The organism is Streptomyces sp. A01, from assembly GCF_059026195.1.
On record NZ_JBWLKN010000008.1, the window covers coordinates 38,033 to 63,465 of the forward strand.

The 25,433-nt window shown below is 73.3% G+C and carries 15 protein-coding genes; 8 read left to right on the forward strand and 7 right to left on the reverse strand.

Annotation, left to right across the window (positions count from 1 at the left end):
* Positions 1–2: 2 nt before the first annotated feature.
* Positions 3–2,069: an ABC transporter ATP-binding protein gene (locus AC5P1B_RS12810; protein WP_493887349.1), complete on the forward strand. Its 2,067-nt coding sequence runs from the start codon at positions 3–5 to the stop codon at positions 2,067–2,069.
* 180 nt (positions 2,070–2,249) lie between these two features.
* Entirely contained in the window at positions 2,250–4,172 is a 1,923-nt protein-coding gene (locus AC5P1B_RS12815; RefSeq protein ID WP_493887060.1) for an ABC transporter ATP-binding protein, read from the forward strand.
* 188 nt (positions 4,173–4,360) lie between these two features.
* Here the strand turns inward: AC5P1B_RS12815 and AC5P1B_RS12820 are convergent, their stop codons facing one another.
* Positions 4,361–5,428, reverse strand: coding sequence for an aminoglycoside phosphotransferase family protein (locus AC5P1B_RS12820; protein ID WP_493887062.1), 1,068 nt, complete (start codon positions 5,426–5,428; stop codon positions 4,361–4,363).
* 135 nt (positions 5,429–5,563) lie between these two features.
* Between AC5P1B_RS12820 and AC5P1B_RS12825 the strand changes: the two genes are divergently transcribed.
* The gene (locus AC5P1B_RS12825; protein ID WP_493887063.1) at positions 5,564–8,071 is read left to right on the forward strand and encodes an excinuclease ABC subunit UvrA; all 2,508 of its coding nucleotides are present in this window, start codon (positions 5,564–5,566) and stop codon (positions 8,069–8,071) included.
* A gap of 24 nt (positions 8,072–8,095) precedes the next feature.
* Here the strand turns inward: AC5P1B_RS12825 and AC5P1B_RS12830 are convergent, their stop codons facing one another.
* On the reverse strand, positions 8,096–9,553 hold the full coding sequence (locus AC5P1B_RS12830; RefSeq protein ID WP_493887065.1) for an amino acid permease: 1,458 nt from the start codon (positions 9,551–9,553) through the stop codon (positions 8,096–8,098).
* Between the two features lie 540 nt (positions 9,554–10,093).
* Here AC5P1B_RS12830 and AC5P1B_RS12835 point away from each other — a divergent pair.
* Positions 10,094–11,482, forward strand: coding sequence for a family 2B encapsulin nanocompartment shell protein (locus tag AC5P1B_RS12835; RefSeq protein WP_493887066.1), 1,389 nt, complete (start codon positions 10,094–10,096; stop codon positions 11,480–11,482).
* A complete protein-coding gene (locus AC5P1B_RS12840) occupies positions 11,469–13,145 on the forward strand; it encodes a SufS family cysteine desulfurase (protein ID WP_493887068.1) in 1,677 nt (558 codons plus the stop codon). The genes AC5P1B_RS12835 and AC5P1B_RS12840 overlap by 14 nt, the downstream gene beginning before the upstream one ends.
* Before the next feature lie 108 nt (positions 13,146–13,253).
* On the opposite strand, the gene AC5P1B_RS12845 is transcribed toward AC5P1B_RS12840, so the two are convergent.
* The 5 genes from AC5P1B_RS12845 to AC5P1B_RS12865 all read right to left on the reverse strand — a co-directional run bounded on the left by AC5P1B_RS12845 (position 13,254) and on the right by AC5P1B_RS12865 (position 22,826).
* Positions 13,254–15,458, reverse strand: coding sequence for a bifunctional serine/threonine-protein kinase/ABC transporter substrate-binding protein (locus AC5P1B_RS12845; protein WP_493887070.1), 2,205 nt, complete (start codon positions 15,456–15,458; stop codon positions 13,254–13,256).
* A 3-nt stretch (positions 15,459–15,461) separates the two neighbouring features.
* Complete coding sequence (locus AC5P1B_RS12850) at positions 15,462–17,729, reverse strand: bifunctional serine/threonine-protein kinase/ABC transporter substrate-binding protein (protein WP_493887072.1); 2,268 nt, start codon at positions 17,727–17,729, stop codon at positions 15,462–15,464.
* Between the two features lie 61 nt (positions 17,730–17,790).
* The gene (locus AC5P1B_RS12855; RefSeq protein WP_493887074.1) at positions 17,791–18,621 is read right to left on the reverse strand and encodes a hypothetical protein; all 831 of its coding nucleotides are present in this window, start codon (positions 18,619–18,621) and stop codon (positions 17,791–17,793) included.
* Positions 18,622–18,716: 95 nt separating this feature from the next.
* A complete protein-coding gene (locus AC5P1B_RS12860) occupies positions 18,717–21,605 on the reverse strand; it encodes a peroxidase family protein (RefSeq protein WP_493887076.1) in 2,889 nt (962 codons plus the stop codon).
* Between the two features lie 360 nt (positions 21,606–21,965).
* Complete coding sequence (locus AC5P1B_RS12865; RefSeq protein WP_493887078.1) at positions 21,966–22,826, reverse strand: hypothetical protein; 861 nt, start codon at positions 22,824–22,826, stop codon at positions 21,966–21,968.
* Between AC5P1B_RS12865 and AC5P1B_RS12870 the strand changes: the two genes are divergently transcribed.
* Genes AC5P1B_RS12870 through AC5P1B_RS12880 form a run of 3 tightly spaced genes read left to right on the forward strand, consistent with a single transcriptional unit; the run spans position 22,804 to position 25,410 of the window.
* On the forward strand, positions 22,804–23,328 hold the full coding sequence (locus tag AC5P1B_RS12870) for a dynamin family protein (protein WP_493887080.1): 525 nt from the start codon (positions 22,804–22,806) through the stop codon (positions 23,326–23,328). The genes AC5P1B_RS12865 and AC5P1B_RS12870 overlap by 23 nt on opposite strands.
* Positions 23,291–24,901, forward strand: coding sequence for a dynamin family protein (locus AC5P1B_RS12875; RefSeq protein ID WP_493887082.1), 1,611 nt, complete (start codon positions 23,291–23,293; stop codon positions 24,899–24,901). Before AC5P1B_RS12870 ends, AC5P1B_RS12875 begins: the two co-directional genes overlap by 38 nt.
* The gene (locus tag AC5P1B_RS12880; RefSeq protein WP_493887083.1) at positions 24,898–25,410 is read left to right on the forward strand and encodes a Pycsar system effector family protein; all 513 of its coding nucleotides are present in this window, start codon (positions 24,898–24,900) and stop codon (positions 25,408–25,410) included. The genes AC5P1B_RS12875 and AC5P1B_RS12880 overlap by 4 nt, the downstream gene beginning before the upstream one ends.
* Positions 25,411–25,433: the final 23 nt, after the last annotated feature.

A 25,433-nucleotide genomic window follows, 5' to 3' on the forward strand; every position in this document is an offset into this window, starting at 1 on the left:
CCATGACGGACGCCGTAGCCGAGGTCAGGGATCTGCGGATCGAGGTGGGCGGCCGGGCCATCGTGGACGGTGTGAGCCTGTCTGCCCGGCCGGGCAAGGTGACGGCGCTGGTCGGCGCTTCGGGCAGTGGCAAGACCACCACCGGTCTCGCGCTGCTCGGCGAACACCCGGCGGGCGCCACGGTCACCGGCGAGGTCCGTGTCGCCGACGGCCTGGCGGGATACGTACCGCAGCACCCGGCGTCCGTGCTCAACCCGGCGCGTCGGGTCGGCGCCCTGCTGCGGGACATCGCCCGTGCGCAGGTCGGCGACCTCCCGCGCGGCCGGCGCCGGAGCGCGGCCACGGAACGCGTGCTGAGCGCTCTGGAGGCGGCGCAGCTCCCCGACGGCCGCGAGGTGATCGGGCGCTATCCGCACCAGCTCTCCGGCGGCCAGCAGCAGCGCGTCGTCCTGGCGCAGGCTCTGCTGCTCGGCGCGCGCGTCATCGTCGCCGACGAGCCCACCACGGGGCAGGACGCGCTGACCAAGCGCCGCGTCGTCGCGGAACTGGCCGCTGTCGCCCGGCGCGGGATCGCGCTGGTGCTGCTCAGCCACGATCTGGACGTGGTGCGGGAACTCGCGGACGAGGTGTTCGTGATGCGTGACGGCCAGGTCGTCGAGAGCGGTCCGGCCGCCGAGGTCTGGGACAGTCCCCGTCACCCCTGGACACGCGAGCTGCTGGCCACCCTCCCGGAGCCGGGCCGGGAACGCCCGTCCCCGGACGCCGGGCGGACCGCCGCGCCGGACACGGTGCCTGACGGTGCGCCGGACGCGGACCCTGGCCCCGTGCGGCAGCCCGTCGAGGGCGCCGTACCGGCCGCCCGAGCGGGTTCCGGGCGGGCCGCGCGGGCAGTTGCCGCGCCGGAAGCGGGGAGCACGGGGCGGCCTGCGGCTCGCCGCCGGCCCGGCGCTGCGGACTCGGCGGGGGGACAGGACGCGGGCGCGGACGGGGGTGCGGCGACGGACCCGGACACCGTCGCGGACCCGGCCGCCCGGGCGGGTTCAGGGCGGGCCGCCACGGCAACTGCCGCGCCGGACCCGGCCGGAGGGCAGGACGCCGACCTGGACACGGGCCACGGCCCCGGCCGCAACCCCGGCCAGGGAGCGGGCATAGGCGCGGGCAGGGCCGCGGTGACGGGCCCGGACGCGATCGCCGGATCGGATACGGCGCCGGAGGCACCCGCGAACGCCGACGCGCACGGGGGCCCCCGGCCCGGTGCGCTCGTCGTGCGGGGGCTCACCGCGCGGCACCGCGCGGGCGGCCGTGGCACCGTCGCCGTGCTGCGGGACGCGGAGCTGGAGGTCAGCCCGGGGGAGTGCCTGGCGGTCGTGGGGCGGTCCGGCAGCGGCAAGACCACCCTCGCCAGATGTGTGGCCGGGCTGCACCGCGCGTACGAGGGCGAGGTGCTGCTCAACGGCCGCGCGCTGCCCCGTAGCCTGCGGGACCGCTCACGCGAGCAGCTCGCCGCTGTGCAGTACGTCTTCCAGGACGCACGCTCCGCGTTCGACGAGTACCGGCCGGTGCTCGACCAGGTGGCACGCACGGCCGTGCGGCTGCGCGGCGCCGAGCCGGGCGCCGCACGGGAGCAGGCGAACGCGGCCCTGGCCGGTACGGGTCTCGACGCCGCCCTCGGGGCCCGTCTTCCCGGGCAGTTGTCGGGCGGTGAGCTGCAACGGGCCGCACTCGCCCGCGCGTTGCTCGCCCGCCCGCGCGTGCTGCTCTGCGACGAGATCACCTCCGGGCTCGACACGGTCACCCGGCGCGGCATCCTCGAACTCCTCGTCACACTGCTGCGTGAGCGCGATGACATGGCACTCGTCCTGATCACCCACGATCTGGACACGGCGGCGCTGGCGCACCAGGTAGCTGTCCTGGACGGGGGAGAGGTCGTGGAGCGCGGGCGGGCGTGGCAGGTGCTGACCGCCCCGCGGCACCCGTTCACGGCCTCACTGATCGCGGCGAGCGAGACCCATGACGCGAGCGGTCCCGCTGCCCGGCCCCGCGCGGTGGGCGAGACCGTGGCCCCGTAGCGCGGGCGCACGGCGGACCGGCGGAGCAACTGACCGGCGAACCGGCGAACCCGCACGGTACGTACGGGCGACCGCTGGAAAGGCGTCGGCGGCCCGGAGGCTTGACTTGAACAATAGTTTAAGTCGTACGTTCCTCTGGAGCCGCCGGTCAGGCGGTGCTCTCCGCACCGAGGAGTTCCCATGAGCATGGAAATCGCCGCCTGGACATCGCTGCACAGCGTGGTGAACGCACAGGACGACAAGCGCCCGTTCTCCAAGGCCACCGTCCGGCGGATCGCCCGCTTCGCCCGCCCGCACCGGCCCCAGCTGGCCAGATATCTGATCCTCAGCGTCCTCACCGCCGCACTGGCCGTCGCCACCCCCGTCATCGCGGGCCGCGTCGTCAACTCCATCGTGGACGGCGACGCCACCGGCAAAGTCGTCTGGTTCGCCGTGCTCATCGCGGTCATCGCGGTGGCGGAAGCCGCCCTCGGCATCACCCAGCGGTGGATGTCGGCCCGCATCGGCGAGGGCCTGATCCTCGATCTGCGGACCGCCGTCTACGACCACGTGCAGCGGCTGCCGATCGCCTTCTTCACCCGGACCCGCACCGGCGCCCTCGTCAGCCGTCTCAACAACGACGTCATCGGCGCGCAGCGGGCGTTCAGCGACACCCTCTCCGGTGTCGTCAGCAACCTGGTGACGCTGCTGCTCACCCTCGGTGTGATGCTGAGCCTGTCGTGGGAGGTCACCCTCCTCGCGCTGGTCCTGCTGCCGGTCTTCGTCCTCCCGGCCCGCCGGATGGGCGCCCGGCTCGCCCGGCTTGAGCGGGAGGGGGCCAACCACAACGCCGCGATGAGCACCCAGATGACGGAGCGGTTCTCCGCGCCCGGCGCCACGCTGGTCAAGCTGTTCGGCCGCCCGGCGGACGAGTCGGCGCAGTTCGCCGCCAGGGCCCGGCGCGTGCGGGACATCGGCGTACGCGGCGCGATGGTGCAGTCGGTGTTCATGACCGCGCTCACCCTCGTCTCGGCGCTCGCCCTCGCCGTCGTCTACGGCCTCGGCGGCTACTACGCGCTGCGCGGTCAGCTCGACCCGGGCGCCGTGGTCGCCCTCGCCCTGCTGCTGACCCGCCTCTACGCCCCGCTGACCGCACTCGCCAGTGCCCGGGTGGAGGTGATGAGCGCCCTCGTCAGCTTCGAGCGGGTCTTCGAGGTGCTCGACCTGAAGCCGCTGATCACGGAAAAGTTGGATGCCCGCGAGGTGCCCGAGGGGCCGGTGTCGGTCGAGTTCGACAGCGTGGACTTCGCCTACCCGTCCGCCGACAAGGTCTCCCTCGCCTCCCTGGAGGAGGTTTCCACCCTCGACAGCCGCGGCGGCGAGCAGGTGCTGCACGAGGTCTCGTTCCGCGCCGAGCCGGGACAGCTGGTCGCCCTCGTCGGCTCCTCAGGAGCGGGCAAGTCGACCATCGCCCAGCTGCTGCCGAGGCTGTACGACGCGGACGGCGGCGCGGTACGGATCGGCGGGGTGGACGTACGCGACCTGACCGCCGACTCGATCCGGGGAACCCTGGGCATGGTCACCCAGGACGGGCACCTCTTCCACGAGTCGATCCGCGCGAACCTGCTGCTCGCCCGCCCGGCGGCCACCGAGGAAGACCTGTGGGAGGTGCTGCGCCGGGCCCGTCTCGACGGCCTCATCGCCGGACTGCCCGACGGCCTGGAGACCATCGTCGGCGAACGCGGCTACCGGCTCTCCGGCGGCGAACGCCAGCGCCTGACCATCGCCCGGCTGCTGCTGGCCCGCCCCCGGGTCGTCATCCTCGACGAGGCCACCGCCCACCTGGACTCCACCTCGGAGGCGGCCGTCCAGGAAGCGCTGACCGAGGCCCTCGACGGCCGGACGTCCCTCGTCATCGCCCACCGGCTCTCCACCGTACGGGCCGCCGACCTCATCCTCGTGGTCGAGAACGGGCGGGTCGTCGAACGCGGCACCCACACCGAACTGCTCGCCGAGCACGGCAGGTACGAGCAGCTGTACCGCACCCAGTTCGCCGACGACGCCAACCCCGACCAGGCCGCTTCGGGCCCGGCCGCTCCCGAGCCGGTGGCCGCCGCCCGGTGAGGCCGCCGGTGGCAGCGCCGTACGGTGCCCTCCTCGTCGATGCGACGAAGAGGGCACCGCGGTGTGTGCGGCCTAACAGCCGTACGGAGTCGCAGCCCCACCGCCGTTCGGAGTCACCGCCGTATGGACTCGCGGCGCCCGTACAGACTCACTGCCGTACGGACTGGCCGCCGTACGGCCTCACCGCCTCACAGGCCCGCCAGCTCCGCCAGGGTCCGGGCCTGCACCAGCTCCTCCGCCCCGTCCTCGGGCTCGCCGAGGTCCGCCAGCCACAGCGCGCACTCCACGGAGCGGGCCACCGACCATGCCAGCAGCCGCCGCGCGTCCTCGCCGACCACGTCGGCGACCAGCGCGTACCGGTGGCGGAGGACCCGGTGCGGGTCGGAGTGTTCGAACGGGTCGTCGAGCTGGGTGAGCAGCGGCCACACGTCGTATCCGGGGTCGCCCAGCATGGGCTTGGGGTCGATCGCCAGCCACGGCTGGCGCGCCGCGGCCAGCACGTTGCCGGGGTTGAAGTCGCCGTGCACCACGACCTCACGGGTCGCACCGGCCGGCAGCGTACGCAGCAGGTCCGCCCCGGTGGCCACCAGAGCCGGGTCGTAGCGGGGGTTGAGCCGGGCCATGCGCTCCAGCACCTCGTCGGCCCATTCGCCGGTCACCGCGGCGACCGTCTCCAGGGCGCCGTCGGCCGGTGGCTTCGCCGACCACAGGCCGTTCAGCAGCTCGGCCGCCGCCGTCAGCCGCGTCTCCGGCGCCAGGTCATCGGCGTCGGTCAGCTCGGTGCCCGGCTCGCAGCGCTCGATCAGCAGCGCGAACCTGTCCGGGTCGGCGGCGTGCAGCCGCACCGCGCTGTTGCCGTCCCAGGCCCGCAGACCGACCGGCTCACCCGCCGCCTCGCGGTGCGGCCAGGTCAGCTTCAGCACCGCCCTGCCGCCGTCCGGCAGCGTCGCGGGCGCCACCCAGGAACAGCTCCCGCCGTGGATCGGCGGCCCCAGCCGCAGGGACCAGCGGCTCCGGAACTCCTCGATCAGCGCGGGCAGCCGCTCGAGCCACGCCCGGCCGGACGGGGTCCGGGCCATCTCGGTCACGACGGGCAGACCGGGCGGCAGCAGGTCGGCGGAGGCGGCAGAGCTGTGAGAGCTGTCAGCGGCATCAGAGGCGGCAGCGGCATCGGAGGCGGCGGGCAGGTCAGGGATATCAGGGCTGTTCGGTGTGCCAGGGGCGTCGGAGTTTCCCGGTGACGTGGAGAAAGGCATGCCCCGCAGCGTAAGCCTTGCGGGTAACGGCCCGGTGGGCGGTCAGCGCCGCGCGGACGGGACCCGCCGCCGGGACTCACCGCCACAAGGCGGCCCCCGCGTGAGGCGGCGGGCGACAGGCCTGATCATGGAGGGATGACCGACTCGTATGTGCGGGTGCGCGGCGCCCGCGAGCACAACCTCCGCGGTGTCGATGTGGACATCCCACGCGACGCCCTCGTCGTCTTCACGGGGGTGTCCGGGTCCGGCAAGTCCTCGCTCGCCTTCGCCACCGTGTACGCGGAGGCCCAGCGCCGCTACTTCGAGTCCGTCGCCCCGTACGCCCGCCGGCTGATCCACCAGGTGGGCGCGCCCAAGGTGGAGGAGATCACCGGGCTGCCACCCGCCGTCGCGCTGGAGCAGCGCCGCTCCGCGCCCACCGCACGCTCCTCCGTCGGCACCGTGACCACCCTGTCGAACTCGCTGCGGATGCTCTTCTCCCGCGCCGGTACGTACCCGGAGGGCGCGGCGGAACGGCTCGACTCCGACGCCTTCTCGCCCAACACCGCCGCCGGGGCCTGCCCGGAGTGCCACGGGCTCGGGCGGGTGCACCACGTCACCGAGGACTCGCTGGTGCCCGACCCTTCGCTGAGCATCAGGGACGGTGCCATCGCCGCCTGGCCCGGTGCCTGGCAGGGCAAGAACCTGCGGGACATCCTCGCGGCGCTCGGTCACGACATCGACCGGTCCTGGCGCGAGCTGCCGCCTGAGGCGCGCGAGTGGATTCTGTTCACCGACGAACAGCCGGTGGTCACCGTGCACCCGGTACGGGACGCCGGGCGCGTCCAACGCCCCTACCAGGGCACGTACATGAGCGCGAAGCGCTACGTGCTGCACACCTTCGCCGACTCCGGGAGCGAGACGCTGCGCAGGCGCGTGGGGAAGTTCCTGGTCAGCGCGGCGTGCCCGGCCTGCGGCGGGCGCAGGCTGCGGCCGGAGGCGCTGGCGGTCACCTTCGCCGGGCACGACATCGGCGCGCTCGCCGCGCTGCCGCTGAGCGCCCTCGTGGAGGTGCTGCGCCCGGCCGCGGCCAAGGAGAGCGGCGCGCGGGGAGAGGCGGGCGGCGAGGCCATGGACGAGGTCACCGTCGAGGTCGCCGCGACGCTCGCGGGCGACCTCGTCGCCCGTATCGAGGTGCTGACCGAACTGGGCCTGGGCTATCTCAGCATGGACCGCCCCACCCCCACCCTCTCCGCTGGTGAGCTGCAACGGCTGCGGCTGGCCACCCAGCTGCGCTCCGGGCTCTTCGGCGTCGTGTACGTGCTCGACGAGCCGTCCGCCGGGCTGCACCCAGCCGACAGCGCGTCGCTGCTGACCGTCCTCGACCGGCTCAAGGCGGCCGGGAACTCCCTGTTCGTCGTGGAGCACCACCTCGATGTGGTGCGCCGCGCCGACTGGATCGTCGACGTCGGCCCACGGGCCGGTGAGCACGGTGGCCGGGTGCTGTACAGCGGGCCCGTGCCCGGGCTCGCCTCCGTCACCGAGTCGGCCACCCGCGCGTACGTCTTCCCCGAGGGGCCGCGGGTGCCCGCCCGCACGCCACGGCAGCCGTCCGGCTGGCTGGAGCTGCACGGCGTGCGGAGGCACAACCTGCGGGATCTCGACGTGGAACTGCCACTGGGGGTGTTCACCGCCGTCACGGGGGTCTCCGGCTCCGGCAAGTCGACGCTCATCACCCAGGTGCTCGCCGAGGTCCTGACCGACCACATCGGCGGGGACGCCGCCGCCCCCGGCGCCGCCGACGCCGAACCGGCCGCCGAGCCCGGAGCGGACGCGGCTGGAGCGGCCGTGCTGACGGCGGCCAAGGGGCTTGAGGCCGTCGACCGGATCGTCCGCGTGGACCAGCGCCCCATCGGCCGTACGCCACGCTCCAACCTGGCCACGTACACGGGCCTGTTCGACGCCGTACGCAAGGTCTTCGCCGCCGCCGACGAGGCGCGGGCGCGCGGCTACACCGCGGGCAGGTTCTCCTTCAACGTCGCCAGCGGGCGCTGCTCGACGTGCCAGGGCGAGGGGTTCGTCGCCGTGGAACTGCTCTTCCTGCCCGGCACGTACGCGCCCTGCTCCGCCTGCCACGGCGCGCGGTACAACCCGGAGACGCTGGAGATCACCTACCGGGGCGCGAACATCGCCGACGTCCTGGAGCTGACGGTCGACGCCGCCGCCGGTTTCCTCGCCGACATCCCCGCCGCGCTGCGGGGCCTGCGGGCGCTGCGCGAGGTCGGCCTCGGTTATCTGCGGCTCGGGCAGCCCGCCACCGAGCTGTCCGGCGGTGAGGCGCAGCGCATCAAGCTCGCCACCGAACTCCAGCGCGCGCACCGGGGCCACACGGTGTACGTCCTCGACGAGCCCACCACCGGGCTGCACCCGGCCGATACCGATCTGCTGCTGCGTCAGCTGCACGGACTGGTCGACGCGGGCAACTCGGTGTTCGTGGTCGAGCACGACATGGCGGTCGCCGCCGGAGCCGACTGGGTCATCGACCTGGGCCCCGGCGGGGGCGACGAGGGAGGCCGCGTCGTCGCCACCGGGACCCCGGCCGGTGTCGCCCGGACGGCGGAGAGCGTGACGGCCCGCTACCTGGCCCGGGCGCTGCCGACCTGACCCCTCGCCGTCACGGGGGGTGCCTCAGCCCTCCGAGCCGGGTGACCCCGGACCGGCAGGCGGGACCGCGGGCGCCTTGGCCAGCTCCGAGCGCCGGTAGGAGTACGCGAAGTAGATGATCAGCCCGAGGAGGAACCACAGCGCGAACCGCAGCCAGGTCTGCCACTGGAGGTAGGTGATCAGCCAGATCGAGGCGGCGACCCCGATGGCGGGCACGAGCGGCATGGCGGGGCAGCGGAAGGAGCGCGGCAGGTCGGGCTGCTTGTAGCGCAGGACGATCACGGCGACGCAGACGACGGCGAAGGCGAGCAGAATGCCGATGTTGGTCAGCTCCGCCGCCTCGCCGATCTTCACGAACCCGGCGATCCCGGCCGAGGCGAAGCCGATGATCCACGTCACGCGCGTCGGGACGTGCCGCGTGGGGTGCGTCTTGGCGAACCACTTCGGCAGCAGCCCGTCACGGCTCATGGAGAACCACACCCGGGTCACGCCCAGCATGAAGGTGAACATGACGGTGAGGATGCCGATGATCGCGCCGACCGCGATGATGTCGGCGACCCCGCTGAGCCCCACGGACTTGAACGCCGTGGAGAACCCGCTCTCCTTGTCGACCTCCGTGTAGTTCTGCATGCCCGTCAGCACCAGGCAGGCCAGCACGTACAGCACCATCGAGATGGCGAGCGAGTACATGATCGCCTTCGGCATGTGGCGCTGCGAGTCCTTGGACTCCTCGGCCGCGGTGCTCATCGCGTCGTAGCCGAAGACCGCGAAGAAGACCGTCGCCGCGCCCGTGAAGGCGCCGCCCACCCCGTAGGGGAAGAACGGGGTGTAGTTGCCGGTCTCGATGTGGAAGAAGCCCACCACGATGACCAGCAGCACCACCAGGACCTTCAGCACCACCACGACCATCTCGAAGCGGGCCGCGCTCTTGATGCCGAGGGTCAGCAGATACGCCACGAACAAGCACAGCACCACCGCGAACAGATCGACCTTGTGTCCGTCGCCGGTGCCCGGCGCGCCCAGCATCCAGTTCGGCAGGTCGGCTCCCATCTCCCCCACCAGGAAGGAGAAGTACCCGGAGATGCCGATGGCGACGACGGCGACGATCGCCGTGTACTCCAGCAGCAGGTCCCAGCCGATGAACCAGCCGACCAGCTCCCCGAGCACCGCGTAGCCGTAGGTGTACGCCGAACCGGCCTTCGGGATGAGACCGGCGAACTCCGCGTAGGAGAAGGCGGCCGCCGCGCTCGCGACGCCCGCGATGAGGAAGGAGATCAGGACGGCGGGCCCGGCCGTCCCGTTGGCGACGGTGCCCGCCAGGGTGAAGATCCCGGCGCCGATGATGCCGCCGACGCCGATCGCCGTGAGCTGCCACAGCCCCAGCGTGCGGGTGAGCTGCTCACTCGGTGCGCCCTCGGTCTCGTCGATGCTCTCGATGGGTTTACGGCGCAGCACGCCCTGTCCTGCCCGGAGCCTGGCCATGATGTGTCCTCTCCGCCGACGACTGACGGCGGATCATGATGGCCCAGCCCGGGGCCCGAAGGAAGACGCCGCTCCGCTTGGGTTCGCGCGCCCTGGTGAGGTGGGCCCGAATGCGGGTCCGCCGCCGCGGCCTCGCCCGCTGTCCGCGCCGTTCTGATGAAATATCAACGGTCTTTTATTGACGCTTCCGGTCGTTTATGAACATCCATGTGCGCGCTATAAGGAGTCCTTGAGGAAAGGCAAAGACGTGTTATGGGGTGAAAACCCGTCGTATATATCAGACGGGGAAATGCGGCGGACCGGATTCGGAACGCGCCTTTCCGCTGTGTGCGTACGTGGTGGCGAGGCTCGTGACCTGCGGCAGCCGCACATCCTTGCGAACCCGCGGATTCGGCATTTCATGTGTTTCAGGCCGAGTGCGAGTAAGCGGTCTCTTGTGGTCGGGGGATGCCAAGAACACGATCAGTTCTCGTTCCAGCGTGTCATCGCGTGTCATTCGGCGTCATCCGTATGGCACGTCCACTCAACGAGGAGGTCCCTGTGAACGACCGGATGAGTCTCAGCCCGGACGCGGCACGGCAACTCGCGACAGCGACGAAGACCACCCCGCAGATGCGCGGCATCACGCCCCGCTATCTGCTGCGCGCCCTGCCCTGGGTGGACGTCGAGTCCGGCGTCTACCGGGTCAACCGCCGCAGGACCTTCATGCTCGGTGACGACCGCATCAGCACCCACACCGACGGCGCCGAGGGCACCGCGCGGGTCATCCCCGGCGACTTGCGGGAGGTGCCGTATCTGCGCGAGGCCGATGACGCGCTGCTCGCCGAACTCGCCGACGCCTTCACCGAGGTCTCCTTCGAGTCCGGGCAGGTGCTCGTCCAGGACGGCGACCCGGCGGACCGGCTGTGGATACTCGTCCGGGGCCGCGCCGAGAAGCGGGTGACCGGCCCCTACGGCGAGGACGCGGTGCTCGAAGTCATCGGCGACGGCCAGTACTTCGACCTGGGCGCCTGGACCCGCTCCGAGCCGATGCCCTACCGGGTCAAGGCCCTCACCTCCGGCGTCGCCCTCTGCGCCGACCGCGGCGCGCTGACCGCCCTGGCCGAGCGCGACGAGGCCATGAGCGCCGCCATGGACGCCTACGCCGCCGGGGACGCCGCGTCCGCGGGCTCCGAGGTGCCCGTGGACCTCACCGCCGGGCACATCGGCGAACCCGAACTGCCGGGGACCTTCGTCGACTACGAGGACGCGCCCCGCGAGTACCACATGTCCCTGGCCCAGACCGTGCTGCGGGTGCACACCCGCGTCGCCGATCTGTACAACGGGGACATCGACCAGACCCGGGCGCAGTCCAACCTCACCGTGCACGCGCTGCGCGAGCGCCAGGAGGCGGCGCTCCTCAACCACCCGGAGTTCGGCCTCTTCAACAACGTCTCCGCCGGTCAGCGCGTACAGGCCCGCACCGGCTCGCCGACCCCCGACGACCTGGACGAGCTGCTGACGCGGGTGTGGAAGCAGCCGGGCTACTTCGTCGCCCACCCGCGGGCGATCGCCGCCTTCGGCCGGGAATGTACCCGCAGGGGCGTGCCCCCGGTGACCGACAACCAGTTCGGCAGCCCGCTGCTGACCTGGCGCGGAGTACCGCTGCTCCCCTCCGACAAGGTGCGCTTCTCCGGCGGCGCGGGAACGGGCACCACCGAGATCCTGCTGATGCGGCTGGGCGAGGCGGAACAGGGCGTCGTGGGGCTGCGCCCGGCGAGCGTCCCGGACGAGGTCGAGCCCGGCCTGTCGATGCGGAACATGGGGGTCGACCAGAAGGGCATCACGTCGTACCTGATGACGGCGTACTTCAACACCGCGGTCCTGGTGGAAGACGCGATCGCCGTGCTCAAGAACGTCGAGGTGTCCACCTACCATGACTACTCCTGACGTTACCCGGCGCCCGCGGGAGAAGGGGGGCGCCGACCCGCTCGCCGCGGCGCGCAATCCCGGCCCCGGCGGAGCCGGAACGGCGGTTCCCGCAGCCGTCACCGCGCTCCCCGGCACAGCGGCGGACCCCGGTGCCACGGCCCTTCCGGGCGTCACCGCGCCCGCACCGCCCGCCGCGGTCCCCGGTCTCGGCACCGTCCCCGGTCTCGGCGCGGTCCCCGGCCTGAGTGCGGTCCCAGGTGGCGCGGCCATGAGCCCAGGGGCGGCGCCGACGGCGCCGACGGCCACGGCGGTGCCCACCGCCGGGGCGCCCGCCGGCGCCGGAATCCCCGGCCTCGGCCAGGCCCCGACGGCTCCAGCCACCTCAACCGCCCCCCTGACCACGGCGATTCCCGGCACAGCAGCCGCCCAGGGCGCCGGCTCCGGCCAGGGAGCGCGCCAGCCGGGTGCCTTCTCCGCCGAGCTGGCACGGCAGCACTTCCCGGTCCTGCGCCGCACCGTGAACGGCCACCCGCTGGTCTGGCTCGACAACGGCGCCACCACCCAGAAGCCGCTCCAGGTGATCGAGGCGCTCGCCGCGTACTACGGCGTTGCCAACTCCAACATCCACCGAGGCGCGCACACCATGGCGCGCGAGGCCACCGAGATCTACGAGGCGGGCCGCGCGGCGGTCGCCCAGTTCCTGGGCGCGGCCTCCCCGGAGAACATCGTCTTCACCCGTGGCACCACCGAGGCGGTCAACCTCGTCGCCCAGAGCTGGGGGCGGGCCAACCTCGGCCCCGGTGACGACATCCTCGTGCCGGTGCTCGAACACCACTCCAACATCGTGCCCTGGCAGCTGATCGCCAAGGAGACCAGGGCCCGAGTGGTGCCCGTACCGCTCCTCCCGGACGGCCGGATCGACCAGGACGCGTACGCCGATCTGCTGTCCATGCGGACCCAGCTCGTCGCGATCAGCCACGCGTCGAACGTGCTCGGCACCGTCCCGCCGGTGAAGGAGATGACGGCGCTCGCGCACCGCTACGGGGCCAAGGTGCTGGTGGACGGCGCGCAGGCGGTCGCGCACTTCCCCGTGGACGTCCAGGACCTGGACGCCGACTTCTACGCCTTCTCCGGGCACAAGCTGTTCGCTCCCACCGGGATCGGCGCCCTGTACGGCAAGCCCGAACTCCTGGAGAGCATGGCGCCGTGGCAGGGCGGCGGCAACATGATCGAGTCGGTGGGCTTCGACCGCACCACCTTCGCTCCCGTGCCGCACCGCCTGGAGGCGGGCACCGGTCACATCTCGGGGGTGACCGGCCTGCTGGCCGCGCTCAACTGGCTGACCTCCTTCGACCGCGACGCCATCGCCGCGTACGAGGAGGCGCTGATGACCTACGCGCAGCAGGCCATGTCCACCGTGCCGGGGCTGGAGATCATCGGCTCGGCGCCCGACCGGATCGCCGTGCTGACCTTCACCCTCATCGGCCAGGACCCGGCCACCGTCGCCGACTGGCTGGACCGCGACGGCATCGCCATCCGCGCCGGGCACCACTGCGCCCAGCCCGCGCTGGCGCACTACGGCCTCGAATCGGCGGCCCGCGCCTCGCTCGCGCTCTACAACACATCGGAGGAGGTGGACCAGCTGGTGGCGTCCCTGCGCCGCCTGCAGCAGGCCGTCTGACCCAGCCCGGAACGGGCCTGGCAGAGGACTGGCATAGGACTGGCACAGACCTCGAAGTCAGCGACACCCCGTCCGGCCGCGCCCGCCGGACGGGGTGTCGGTCACCGGTCAGGTCCTGGCCCCGGTCACGCTCTTGTACTCCCCGAGGAACCGGAACCGCCCCTCGGCCGCCTGGTAGAGGAACAGCCCCCTGTCCTTGACGATGACGGTGTCCTCCTCGAAACGGATCTCCTTCGTGACACCCTTGTACGTCACCTGGGGCAGCCTGGCCGCCAGCGCGCCCCGCTCCACGCCGCCGGCACCCAGCTCCCGCATGCCCCGCGCCACGAAGCCCACGGCGTCGTACGCCTCGGCCGCGTACCTCGGGGGAGCGGCGCCGTACCGCGCGCGGTAGGCGCCGGCGAACGCCCGCGCCGCCCGCTTGGCCGTGGCGTCGACGAAGGACGCGCTGATGATCCACCCCCGCGCCGCGTCCCCCGCCCGGGTGAGGAACGCGGGTTCGAGGACCGGCTGTGCGGCGAGCCGATCGCCCGTGAACCCGGCCCCGTGCAGCTCCTTGGCCAAGGCGACGGCGCCGTCGAGGAAGCCGCCGTACGCCACAGCGTCCGCCTTCGCCGCCATCAGCTCCCCCACCACCTGACGGAAGTCCGCCGACCCCTCGGGGACGGTGCGCAACTCCGTGGTGACGCCCACGCCCCGCAGCGCCCCGCTCATGCCGCGCATGGCGTCCCAGCTGACGTCACCCGCGTTGCGGTCGTCGATGAGGCCCGCGACGCGCGGCCGCGTCTTGTTCGCGAGATAGCCCAGGAGCGGGACGGTCAGGCTGGTGTCGGTCGGCCGGGTCGCGAGGTACGTGTGGTGCTCGATGTGGGAGACCTCCGCTGTGCCGACGGAAACGCTGACCAGTGCCATCGTGGCCCGCTCGTAGACGCCGGCGGCGGCCAGGGCCGCCGTGTCGGACGTCGGGCCGATGACGGTCAGTACCGACCGGTCCGCACACATCCGCCGCGCCGCGCTCTTCGCGGTCGCCGCCCGCCCGCCGTCGTCCAGGACCCGCAGGGCGAGCGTGAAGGCAGCGCCCCGCCGCGCGTTGAACTCGGCGACGGCGATCCGCGCGCCCCGCTCCTGCGCGCGGCCCAGCGCGGCGCCGGGGCCGCTCAGGTCGGCCTGCACGCCGATGGTGTAGCGCGGCCCGCTACCGCCTGACCCGCCGTCAGGCGTCTGCCCGCCGCCGCGTAAGGCCGCCCACGCGCCGATGCCGCCGCCCATGGCGAGCACCCCGCCCGCCGACGCCGTCCTCAGGAACCGGCGGCGGCTCGGCCGCGGTGTGCCACCCAGGCCCGCGCGCCCCGGAGCGGCCGGGCGCGGCTGTCCCCCCGGAGTCCCGGTCGTGCCCACCGGTGTGACCCGCGTCGGCTCGATGCCGGGGAGCGCGAGCACGGCGGTGGAGCGCTCCGCGATCAGCCGGGTGACCGGCCGGGGCAGCCAGCGCGAGCCGTCGGCGGGGGCGTCGGCGGCGAGCCGCCCGCGCACCTCGTCCGCGTCGGGGCGCCGCGCGGGGTCCTTGTCCAGGCACGCCTCAAGCAGCGGCAGCAGCTCGTCGGGCACCGCGCTCAGGTCGGCGGTGCCGTGGACCGTGCGGTACAGCATCGCCGCCGGGGTCCCGGTCCCGAAGGGCCGCCGCCCACCGGCGGCGAACGTGAGGACGCAGCCGAGGGAGAAGATGTCACTGGGCGGGCCGACCCCGGGTCCCTGTGCCCGCGCCTGCTCGGGGGAGAGGTAGCCGGGAGAGCCGATCACCGCGTTCAGGCCGGTCAGCGCCGTGTCCTCGGCGGACCGCGCGATGCCGAAGTCGATGAGCCGGGGCCCGTCCAGGGCCAGCAGGATGTTTCCCGGCTTGACGTCGCGGTGCACGAGTCCGGCGGCGTGGACCGCGCCGAGTGCCTCCGCCAGCATCGAGCCGAGCGCCCGCACCTGCGGCTCGGGGAGCGGCCCGAAGGCGCTGACCGCCTCGCTGAGCGCCGGTCCGGGTACGTACGCCGTCGCCAGCCAGGGCGCCGGGGCGCCGGTGTCGGCGTCGGTCACCGCCGCCGCCCACGGGCTGCTGACCCGGCGGGCGGCGGCGACCTCACGGCGGAACCTGATCCGGAACGAGGGGTCGTCGGCGCGCTCGGCCAGGATCACCTTGATGGCCAGCAGGCTCCCGCCCCTGGACCGGCCGAGATAGACGACACCCATGCCGCCCGCCCCGAGCCGGCGCAGCAGCCGGTAGCCCCCGACATGCGAGGGGTCGGCGGGACGCAGTGGTTCCACGGCCTACGCCCTCCCGGACGGGGCGTCACCGACGAACTGGAACCGGCCGCGCTTGACCTGGTAGAAGTACGCGCCGCCCGGGGTGTTGTACGTGCCGGTCCTCGGGTCGAAGGCGAGCTTCTTCCCGATCCCCTGGTACGTCGCCCGGCGCAGCCGCGCCAGCAGCTCCTTGCGGCTCGGCGGCGCCGTGGCCGCCGCGCTCGCCGTCGGCTTCGGCGAGCGCTTGCCGCCACCGCCGGTGCCGTTCGCGCCGCCGGACCCGCCGCCGCCCCCGGCCAGTTCGCCGAGGGTGCGGATGACGAGGTTGGCCGCGTCGTACGCCTCGGCGGCCAGGTAGGGCGGGGCGCTCTCGAAGCGCTCGCGGTACGCGGCGGTGAAGCGCGCGGCCCTGGGCGTCGCTGCCGGGTCGATGAAGGTCGAGGTCACCGTCCAGCCCTCCGCCGCCTCCCCGGCCTCCGTGAGGAACAGGGGATCGAGGGCCGCCTGGGTGGCCACCCGGGGGCCGGTGAAGCCCGCCTTCCGCAGCTCCCGCGCCACTTCCGCCGCGCCGTGCGCGTAGCCGCCGAACATGATCGAGTCCACCTCCTGGTCCAGGAGGTACCGCACGATCGGCCGGTAGTCCCGGGACAGCGACCGCACGACGCGCGGCACGACGGTGTGCCCGGGAATCCGCAGGGAGCCCGCGAGGGCGCGGGTGGTCATCCAGCTGTAGTTGTCCGCGTTGCGGTCATCGATCACCCCGGTCCTGCGGGACTTCGTCACGGTGTGCAGGTACGGCGCGATGGGGGTCGCGTGGAAGCGGTCGTCCGGCCTGGTGAGGACCACCGACCGGGTGGGCAGCGAGCTCGCCAGGAAGGCGCCGAAGGACACGCCCAGCATCGGGAGCAGCGCCTCGTCGTAGACGCCGACCGCCTCCGCGGCGGCGTCGTCCGTGGTGGGACCGATGACGGCGAGCACCGAGCGGTCGGCGGCGAGCTTCTTGGCGGCGGCCGCCGCCCGGTCCGCGCGGCCACCGTCGTCGGCGGTCTTCAGCCGCAGTTCGAACGGCTTGCCGTCACGGGCGTTGAACTGGTCGACCGCCAACCGCAGGCCGGTGCGCTGCGCGTCGCCGGAGGCGGCGTGCTCCCCGCTCAGGTCGGCGTGCAGGCCGATGGTGCGCACGGGAAGCCCCGTCCCGCCGGGGGCGCCGTCATCGTCGTCGTCGTCGCGGAGCGCGGCCCAGGTGGCGAACCCGCCGCCGACGGCCAGCACCGCGCCGCCCGACGCGCCGAAGAACCGGCGCCGTGACGGTCCGGTGGCGGCCACGGCGGTGGCTCCCTCAGCCGGCTCGACCTCGTCCGTGGCCGGGACGGCCGGGCGGGCAGGGGCGGGCTCGGCGTCCGGCAGCGCGAGGACGTCCGCCGAGCGCCGCGCCACCAGGAGCATCAGGGGGTCGGGAAGCCAGTCGGCGGGGCCGTCGGGGGCGCCGACCTCCGTCAGTTCGCGGCGGACCCAGGCGGCGTCCGGGCGGCCCCGGGCGTCCTTGTCCAGGCACCGCTCCAGCAGCGGCAGCAGGTCATCGGGCCCACCGCTCAGATCCGCCGGGTCGTGGACGGTGCGGTACAGCATCGCGGCGGCGTCGCCGGTGCCGAACGGCGGACGGCCGGTGGCCGCGTAGGCGAGCACACAGCCGAGGGAGAAGACGTCACTGGGCGGCCCGATCTCGCTGCCCGCGGCCTGGGCCTGCTCGGGAGAGAGGAAGCCGGGGGAGCCGATGACCATGTCGGTCGTGGTGATCGCGGTGTCGTCCAGGGCGCGGGCGATGCCGAAGTCGATGAGCCGGGGCCCGTCGAGCGCGAGCAGCACATTGCCCGGCTTGACGTCCCGGTGGACGAGCCTCGCTCCATGCACGGACTCCAGCCCCTCGGCCAGCATCGCGCCGAGCGCCCGTACCGCACGGGCCGGGAGCGGCCCCTGCGCACCGACCGCTTCGCTGAGGGAGGGGCCGGGGACGTAGGCCGACGCGAGCCAGGGGGCGTCCGCCTCGGTGTCCGCTTCGGTGACGGGCACCACCCAGCGGCTGTCCACCCGCCGGGCGGCGGCGACCTCACGGCGGAAGCGGGTGCGGAAGCCCGGATCGCCCGCGTGCTCGGGGTGGATCACCTTGACGGCGAGCAGGCCGCCGCCGGTGGAGCGGCCGAGATAGACGACGCCCATGCCGCCTGCCCCGAGGCGGCCGAGCAGGCGGAGGTCAGCGACCCGGGAGGGATCGGCGGAGCGTAACGGCCGCATCAGAGGTGTCCTCCGCCCACAGGGTCACCGGTACGACGGCGCTCACCAGCGCGGGGCCTTCTCACGCCAGTTCCTTCTCGGTGTTCGACATCATCTCCACCAGCGGCGTGCGCAGCATGTCGTCCAGCTCCTCCTCGCTGTGCCCCTCGCTGCCCTTGACCGTCACGGACAGCGTGACGGGACCGAGGCGGGCGGTCGCCCACTCGTACGGGTGGGGGCCGCCCGCCGACCGGCTGGTGTACTGCCCCGATTCCCAGATCATGTCGTCGGAGGACCGCTGCCCGCGTTTGCCCCAGGGGCTGCCGGCGGAGGACAGTCCGCTGATCTGCTCGTCCCCGCTCAGCTGCTGCTCGGGGCAGCGAAGGACCTCCTCCAAGGTGGTCGCCATCTCCTGGTCGGCGCTGTCGGCGCCGCCGTGTACGGAGACCACGGTGACCGCCTTCACGGCACCCTTCCCTCCCCGGGCCGGGAGCACGCTGTGCTGGGCCAGGCTCGTCAGCACTCCGGACGGCAGCTTCTCGCGCTGCCATACGCACGTCGGGCCGAGCACGGCCCACTGGCCGGTGTCGTCCTCGAAGGCGCTCTGCCGTATGAAACCCGCGCCGAACGCGCTGGGCTCGACCGCGATCGCGCGGGCCAGCCGCAACGCGTCGGGCGAGCTGTGCGGCAGTTTCTCCGGATTCGCGGTGAACGCGCCGCCGGTCGGCGTCGGGCTCGCCGCGCTCTTCGGCCCCTTGCCCGCGTCACCGGCGGAGGACGGACCGCCGCTCCTCTTCGCCTTCCCCGAGTCGTCGTCCGACGACGAACACCCGGCCAATCCCGTCAGCCCAGCCAGCACGGCCAGCGTCGCCGACACGGCGACGACGCCGCCAACCACCTTCCCGCCCCGCATGGTTCGCCCCTCCCCAGTGGCAGACCCCCCGGCGCCACCTTAAGGTGCCGAGGGGTCGCCTGGGGGGCGTCTCGTGTGACCTGACCTCCTTTCCGCTACGCGTCGCTGACGCCCGTGTCACGGGCGGGCTGTACGGGCCGCCACGGCGCGAAGGCGCTCGCGTCGCGTGGCAGCAGGCCCGCGAGTTCGGGTGCGTGCCGCAGGATGACCGACGTCATGCTGCCCTGCTCCACCCAGTCCGTCCCGAGCGGTGTGTACACCTCGGGACGGAAGTCGACCGTCAGGAACCGGTCGCTCCGCAACCGCCGCGTCGCCATCAGGATGAAGACGCGGAACGCGGTGTCGCTGAAGCCGAAGCCGTCCGGCGGGTTCTCGGCGAACAGGCCGACCATGGTGTCGATCTCGTCGACCGAGCGGTAGACGTCCGCCAGCCGTGCGGCCGTCTCGGGATCTCGGGACAGCTCGTCGAAGCTGCTGACGCGTCCCTTGCGCAGCCCCTCACGGAAGTCGTTGTACCGGGGCACGCCGCGCCGCCGGGTCCTGACCAGGTCCACCACTGACAGGTCGATGAACTCGCCGTCCCGTTCGAAGCGCCGTAACGCGTGCGGGAAGTTGTTCAGCGTGATGGCGCCGGGATGGGCGATGCCCAGCGAGTACAGGGTGTTGGACAGGCCCGTCTTACGGAAGACGCCTTCGGACGCCACACCCCGCACATCGTTGAAACCCAGGGTCTCAAGCCGCTGCCCGAAGTGGTGCTCGCGCAACTCGAAGTCGTCCGGGATGAGCGGATGCATGCGGTACACGGTCACGAAGTCCTCCGTGAGCGAGTACGGCACCTGGTGGTGGTCCGGCAGCGTCTTGGGGATGCCCGTCAGGGCGTGCGCCTCGAACAGCCACAGCCCGAGCTTGGTGAGCCAGTTGCTCGGCGGGCCATGCCAGTTGGTCTTCAGCCCGATGTCGATGGCCTCGGTGGCGAGGATCGCCGGGGTCCACTCAACGGTGTGGATCTTCGCGATCAGGGCGGCGACCACCAGCCGCGCCGTGCGGTAGATCTGGTCCTCACTCATCGACGGGTAGGCGTGCCGCAGCGCCTCGCAGACCGCGTTGTGCTCCCGCGCGAAGAGCGTGTGCATCACACTGAGGCCCAGCCACCAGCTCTCGTTGAAGCCGGTCAGCGGTATGCCGCCCGCGCCGATGGGCAGATGGCCGTCCTCCAGGCGCAGCGCGGCCCCGCCGTCGGCGTCGCGCAGCGACTTCGCGGTCTGCTCGTCGCCCCCGTACACCTCGGAGCCGTCCCACCAGGGCGAGGCCGCGTTGGAGAAGAGGATCGGAGGCCGGCCGCCGGGCTGCTCGATGCCCACGTTCTCCGCGAAGCGCATGACGCGCTCTTCCGGCCCGTCGGGGGTGTTCTGCCAGCCGCGGCCTGGCGGCAGCGGCACCTCGACGCTCTTGCCGCCGACCGGGTGGCGGCGGTGGTTGACCCAGTCGTGCACCTGGAACTGAATCCACGAGGCGGCGAGGATGTTGAGCGACCGGGCGGGGCGGAACGTGTCGCGGCGCAGCAGCTGTTCGCTGACCGTCACCGGGTTCGGCGTGTCGAACAGGTCCGGCCGGTAGACCGGTTTCAGGTTGCGGCCGAAGGCCGAGCCGACGGCGCCCATGCCCGGCTCCGACAGGTCGTTGGCCGTCCCGTCGTAGGAACGCGCGACGCGCAGGCTCTCATCGACGGGCGCGGGCGGCACCGGCACCGGGTTCGGCGGCGCCTCACGCGTCTCCGTGTCGATCAGGTTGTGGCGGCGCAGCGCCTGGCGCAGCGCGACGAGGTTCAGCAGCCCGATCTGGACCGGCAGCCGGTGCCAGGGCACCAGGCGGTTGACGAGACCGAAAGCCGCCCGCAGCGGCACGCCGAGGACCGTGTTGCGGCGCGGCTCCTCGACGGCGAACCTGGCGCCGAGCCGGTGTGCGGCACTGGCCTGGTAGGCGACCTTGCGGGCCCGGTTGAGGTTGCCGAGCGGGCGGAAGTCCTCGGTGGTGTGCCACGGGTTGAACTCAAGCCGCTCCACCCTGCGGGCCGCCGACAGCGCCTCGGCGGTGTCGAGGTCCTGGCGTGGCACGGTCAGCAAGGCGACGGGGACGACCGGCGAGACGGCGTCCCGCCACTCCACCGAGCCGTCCTCGACGGGAGTGCGCTCCTCATCCACGTACCGCTGGACACACAGCTCGAAGGCGACGTCGGACCGCGCGAGCCGGGCGGCCAGTTCACGGCGGAGACGGTCGGGGTCGGCGCGGTCGGGCTTCGGCGCCGGGGCGCCGCCCGGGGCGGGCCGCAGCTGGTACTGCACGGGGCCCGCTTCGCCCCACAGCACCGCGCCCCGGCTCCAGTACGTCTCGCGGGCGAGACTCCCCGCCGGGTTCCGGGTCGCGGCCCGCACAGTGCGGCGCATCCGGGTCGCGGCGGCCAGCCCCACGGTCAGCGGCAGTTTGACGAAGAGGCCGAACGCCTTCTCCACGGGGCTGCGGGCACCCGCCATCGCCTTGGCGAACGCGACGAACTCCCGTGCGTCGCGGGCATGCGAGACCGGGAAGCTCGTCATCAGGAGATCGTGGCTCTCCTCGCCCGACACCTCCACGCGCACGGCCGCGCCATGCAGGTCGGGCGCGGCGTCGGGCTGGGGTATTCCGCTGGCGTTCGACAGCCGCGCGGTCGCCCGGTATTCGGCGCCGGGCTGGGCATAGCCCACCCGCAGGTCCTCGGGAAGGCTGTCGTGGAAACGCAGCCGGGCCTTCTCCGTTCCCAGGGCCGCCTTGGCGTGGAAGGCTCTCGTGGGCCGCTCGGCACCGCGCCGGTTGGCCAGCTGTACGCGCATGATGTCCCGCGCCAGCTTCTCGAAGGTCTTCCGTTCCGCCTCCGGGCTGCCACCCTCGTATTTCTCGTACATCGAATACCGGTGGAACCGCCCTGTGTCGGTCGCGCTGTCGCTCATGGATCGCATCCTCCATACGGGACAGGGGGAACCAGACGCTACTCGGCGGGAATCACCGGGGGCAGCGGGAGATTCGGGCCGATGAACCGATGCCGGGCCGAGGTGCCGGGGCGGTGCGGGGCGCGGCTCAAGTCCCCAGCTCGGCGGGGGTCAGACGCGGCACATGCCCGCGCGGCGCGGCGTGTCCCCGGCCTGCCCTGCCCCGGGGGACCCGCCAGCCCCATCCGCTGGCCGAGGCGATGGCCGCATCCCGTCGGAGGCCCCGCGAGCCGATCCTCCTCCGGGGCCCTGGCGGCCGTGCCTCGCGGGCGGGACGCGCCGGAGGGGCGTACGTCAGCCTCGCGGCACGGGCCCCGCGCCTCACCAGTCGGGTGTGCCGTCACCGAGATCCAGGTCAGGCATGTCCAGGTCGGGCAGCGGGCCCTCGTCGAACTGCCAGTCCCCGGGGGCGAACTCGGGGAGGTCGTACGTCGGCGGAGCCAGCTCCGGGACCGCGTACTCCGCGGGCGCTGACGCGGAGGGCGGAAGGTCCCCGGGCGGGGGAAGGGCCGGTTGGTGGACGAACGGCTCCTCGTCGGCGTGCGAGGGCTCCGGCGGGGGCAGCGGTGGCGGGGGAGCGGGCGGCGGTGCGTCGGCAGTGCGCTCCCCGGGCCGCTCCGGACCCGCCGACTCCCCGGAACCAGGAGGGGACCCGCCGCCCTCGGGGAGGGTGCCGGTGTCGGTGGACGGGTCGGGGTGGCCGTTGCCCTGACTCAGGGTCGCGCCACCGATGACCAGGACCGATGCCCAAAAGGCTCGTTGTGCCAGCCGCGTCGCCGGGTCACGCGGGCCCGGATAGCGCGGCAGCCCGCGGCCCCGCTCGGACGGCGGGACGAACATCCACGCCTCGGCCGCGAAGGTCTTGGCCGGAAGCGTCGCACTGAAGCGGGCGAACACCCGCGCGGGGAGCTTGTCGTAGCCGTGCCGCAGCACATCGCGGTACAGGTCGTCGGCCACCGCGATGACCACATCACTGCCAAGGGCGCCGGTCAGCGCGGCGCGCAGTTCGTCGCAGTCCAGCAGCCGGGCCGCCAGGACCACCGCGTCACCGACGTAGCCGGTGCTGGCCTCGTGGACCAGGCCCTGGGCGAGGGCGAACCGGAGCCGGATGCGGCCGCCGGTGTCGGGGGACGAGTTCAGAGCGCCCAGCGCCGCGCACATGGCGAGCACCGAGCGCGGCACCGCCCGCGCCTCGTCGATACCCGGCGGGAAGAGCAGCAGGGCGCCGTCGCCCTGGTCCTGGCGGCAGTACTTGCCCTGCGGGACTCCCGCCTTGCGGCAGGGGGGCGGTGTTCGACCAGCTCAGGGCAGAGACCCGGGAGATCTTCCCCACGCGCTCGCGGTGCTGGGCGACGCGCTGCCCGCCACCCGGCGCGGCATGCTCGCGCAGAGCCGGGACCGGCTCGCGGCGGGCCGTTACCACGTCGTCGTCTGCGGGGAGTTCCGGCGCGGCAAGTCCAGCCTGCTCAACGCGCTGGTTGAACGCCCCGGGCTGTTTCCCGTGGACGTGGACGTGACGACGGCGCTGGTCGTCACCCTGCGCTGGGGCGCGAAGGAAAGAGCGGTCGTCTACCCGCTCGCCGAACCCGCCCTTCCGGGGCGGGGCGGCCACCTCTCCCGAGCCCTTCGAGGTCCCTCTGGACGAGGTGTACGAGTACGCCACCGAGCAGGCCAACCCCGGTAACACCAAGCACATCGACCGCATCGAGCTGGAGGCGCCGGTCCCGCAGCTGGCGACCGGCCTCGTCCTCGTCGACACCCCCGGAGCCGGCAGCGTCAACCCCGCCCACACGGCGGCCACCCGGGCCTTCCTGCCGAACGCGGACGCCGTGCTGTTCGTCGGCGCCGCCGTCGAGCCGCTGACGACCGTCGAACTCGACTTCCTCGCCCACGCGCTGACCCAGTGCCCGGTCATCGTCACCGCCATCACCATGGCCGACCGGGTCGTGGACCCGGCGCCCGTCGTCACCGAGGCGCGCCGCCGTATCGCGGCCGTCGCGGCCGTCCCGCCCGGCGACCTCACGGTGATCGCCGTCTCCGCGTTCCGCAAGTGGGACGCGCTGGAGGACGAGGACCCCGCGCTGCTCGTCGCTTCCGGCTTCCCGGAGCTGGAGGCCGAAGTCTGGGAGGGACTGGCCGTCACCTGCGGCGCCGCCGCCGTACAGGGCGCGCTCGACGACCTGCTGGCGGCCCTCACCGACGTCGAGGCGCCCGTGCTCAACGAACTCGCCGCCCTCCACGACGAGTCCTCCCTGGCCCAGGTCGAGGCCGAACTCCAGCGCGCACAGGACGAGGCACGGCACCTCGGCTCCGGCGGCAGCCGCTGGAGGCGGGAGCTCCAGGAGGAACTGGAGGCGGCGGCCCGCCCCGTGCGCGGCGCCCTGGCCGCCGATATCGACGCGGTACGCGCCGCGTTCAAGCAGAGCAGCGAGAGCGACCAGGCCACCGCCGACCCGGGCGCGCTGGTCCGCACGGCCTCGGAGGGCCTTGTGGACGCCGCACAGCGCGCCCACCGCGCTCTCCTGGCCATCACTGACGACCTCGCCACCCGGTACGCGGAGAAGACCTCAGCCCCGATCCGGGCCGCCGCGGCCGACTCCTCGTTCGCGCCGGTGCTCACCGCTCCCGGAAGCGGTGACGCGCCCTCGGCCACCGGCTGGCGCCGCTTGCGCGAGACCTGGGCGGGCGGGCTGACCGGCGGTGGCCTCGGCGCCACGATCGGCGTGGTGGTCGGCAGCGTCGTGCCGGTCATCGGCACGCTGGTGGGCGGCGTCGTCGGCGGGGTCATCGGGCAGATCGCGGGCTGGGTCGGCGGCTCCCGGTTCGCCCGTGCGGAAGCCGAGGCGCGCCAGCGCCGGGAGGCCACGGCCCGGCTGCGGGACCAGGTACTGCCGATGATCGACGCCAGCCGCCGCCAGGCCGAACAGGACCTCGGCTACCAGGTGCGCGACTACGGCAAGGCCCTGACCAGAGCGCTCGACGAGCACATCGAGACGCAGACCGAAAGCCTCGCGCAGTCCGTCCGGCGGCTCCAGGAGAGCAGGCAGCGCACCGTACGCGAACGCGCTGCCCGCCTCCCCGGCCTGCGGGCGACCGTGGCCCGCCACACCGCACTGCGCTTCGGACTCGACGCGCTGCGCCGCCGGTCCCACGCGCTCGGCGGCGACGCGCCCCGGCGCGCCGCCCGGCCCGACCGCGAGGAGTCCCCGCACCCTGACGAACGGCCCCGGACAGGGGCGGGGGAGGAGACGGAGTGACAGACCCCGGCCCGGAGGGGGACACGGCCCGCGAGACGGCCTGGCGCGTGCACACCGCCGTCGGTGAGTGGACGGCCCGGGTGGACGCCAAGGCGTCGTTCGCCCTCACCCTGGAATCCGCCGCGCTGGGAGGCGTCGTGGCGCTGTCCGCCAGCGGCCAGCCCCTCGGAAACCGGCACGGCCTCGCTGTGCCGGTCATCTACTGGACAGGTGTGCTGACCCTGGTGCTCGCGACGGTCCTCGCGGCGCTCGCCGTCACCCCCCGGCTGCGTGCCGCGCGAGCAAGAGACGAGGCGGCACAGGACTTCGTCTACTTCGGTCACCTACGGCACTGGGACCCCGTCGCGCTGCAGCGTGCTCTGCGGGAGCGGGACGTACTGCCCGTACTCACCCGTCAACTCGTACGGGCCGGCGCCATCGCCTGGCGCAAGCACCGGCTGGTCCAGCTGTCGCTCGCGCTGGCCGCCCTCGGCGGCGCGCTGATGTTCCTGACCGGCCTGATCAGCTGACACCGGCCACCCGCACCATCAGC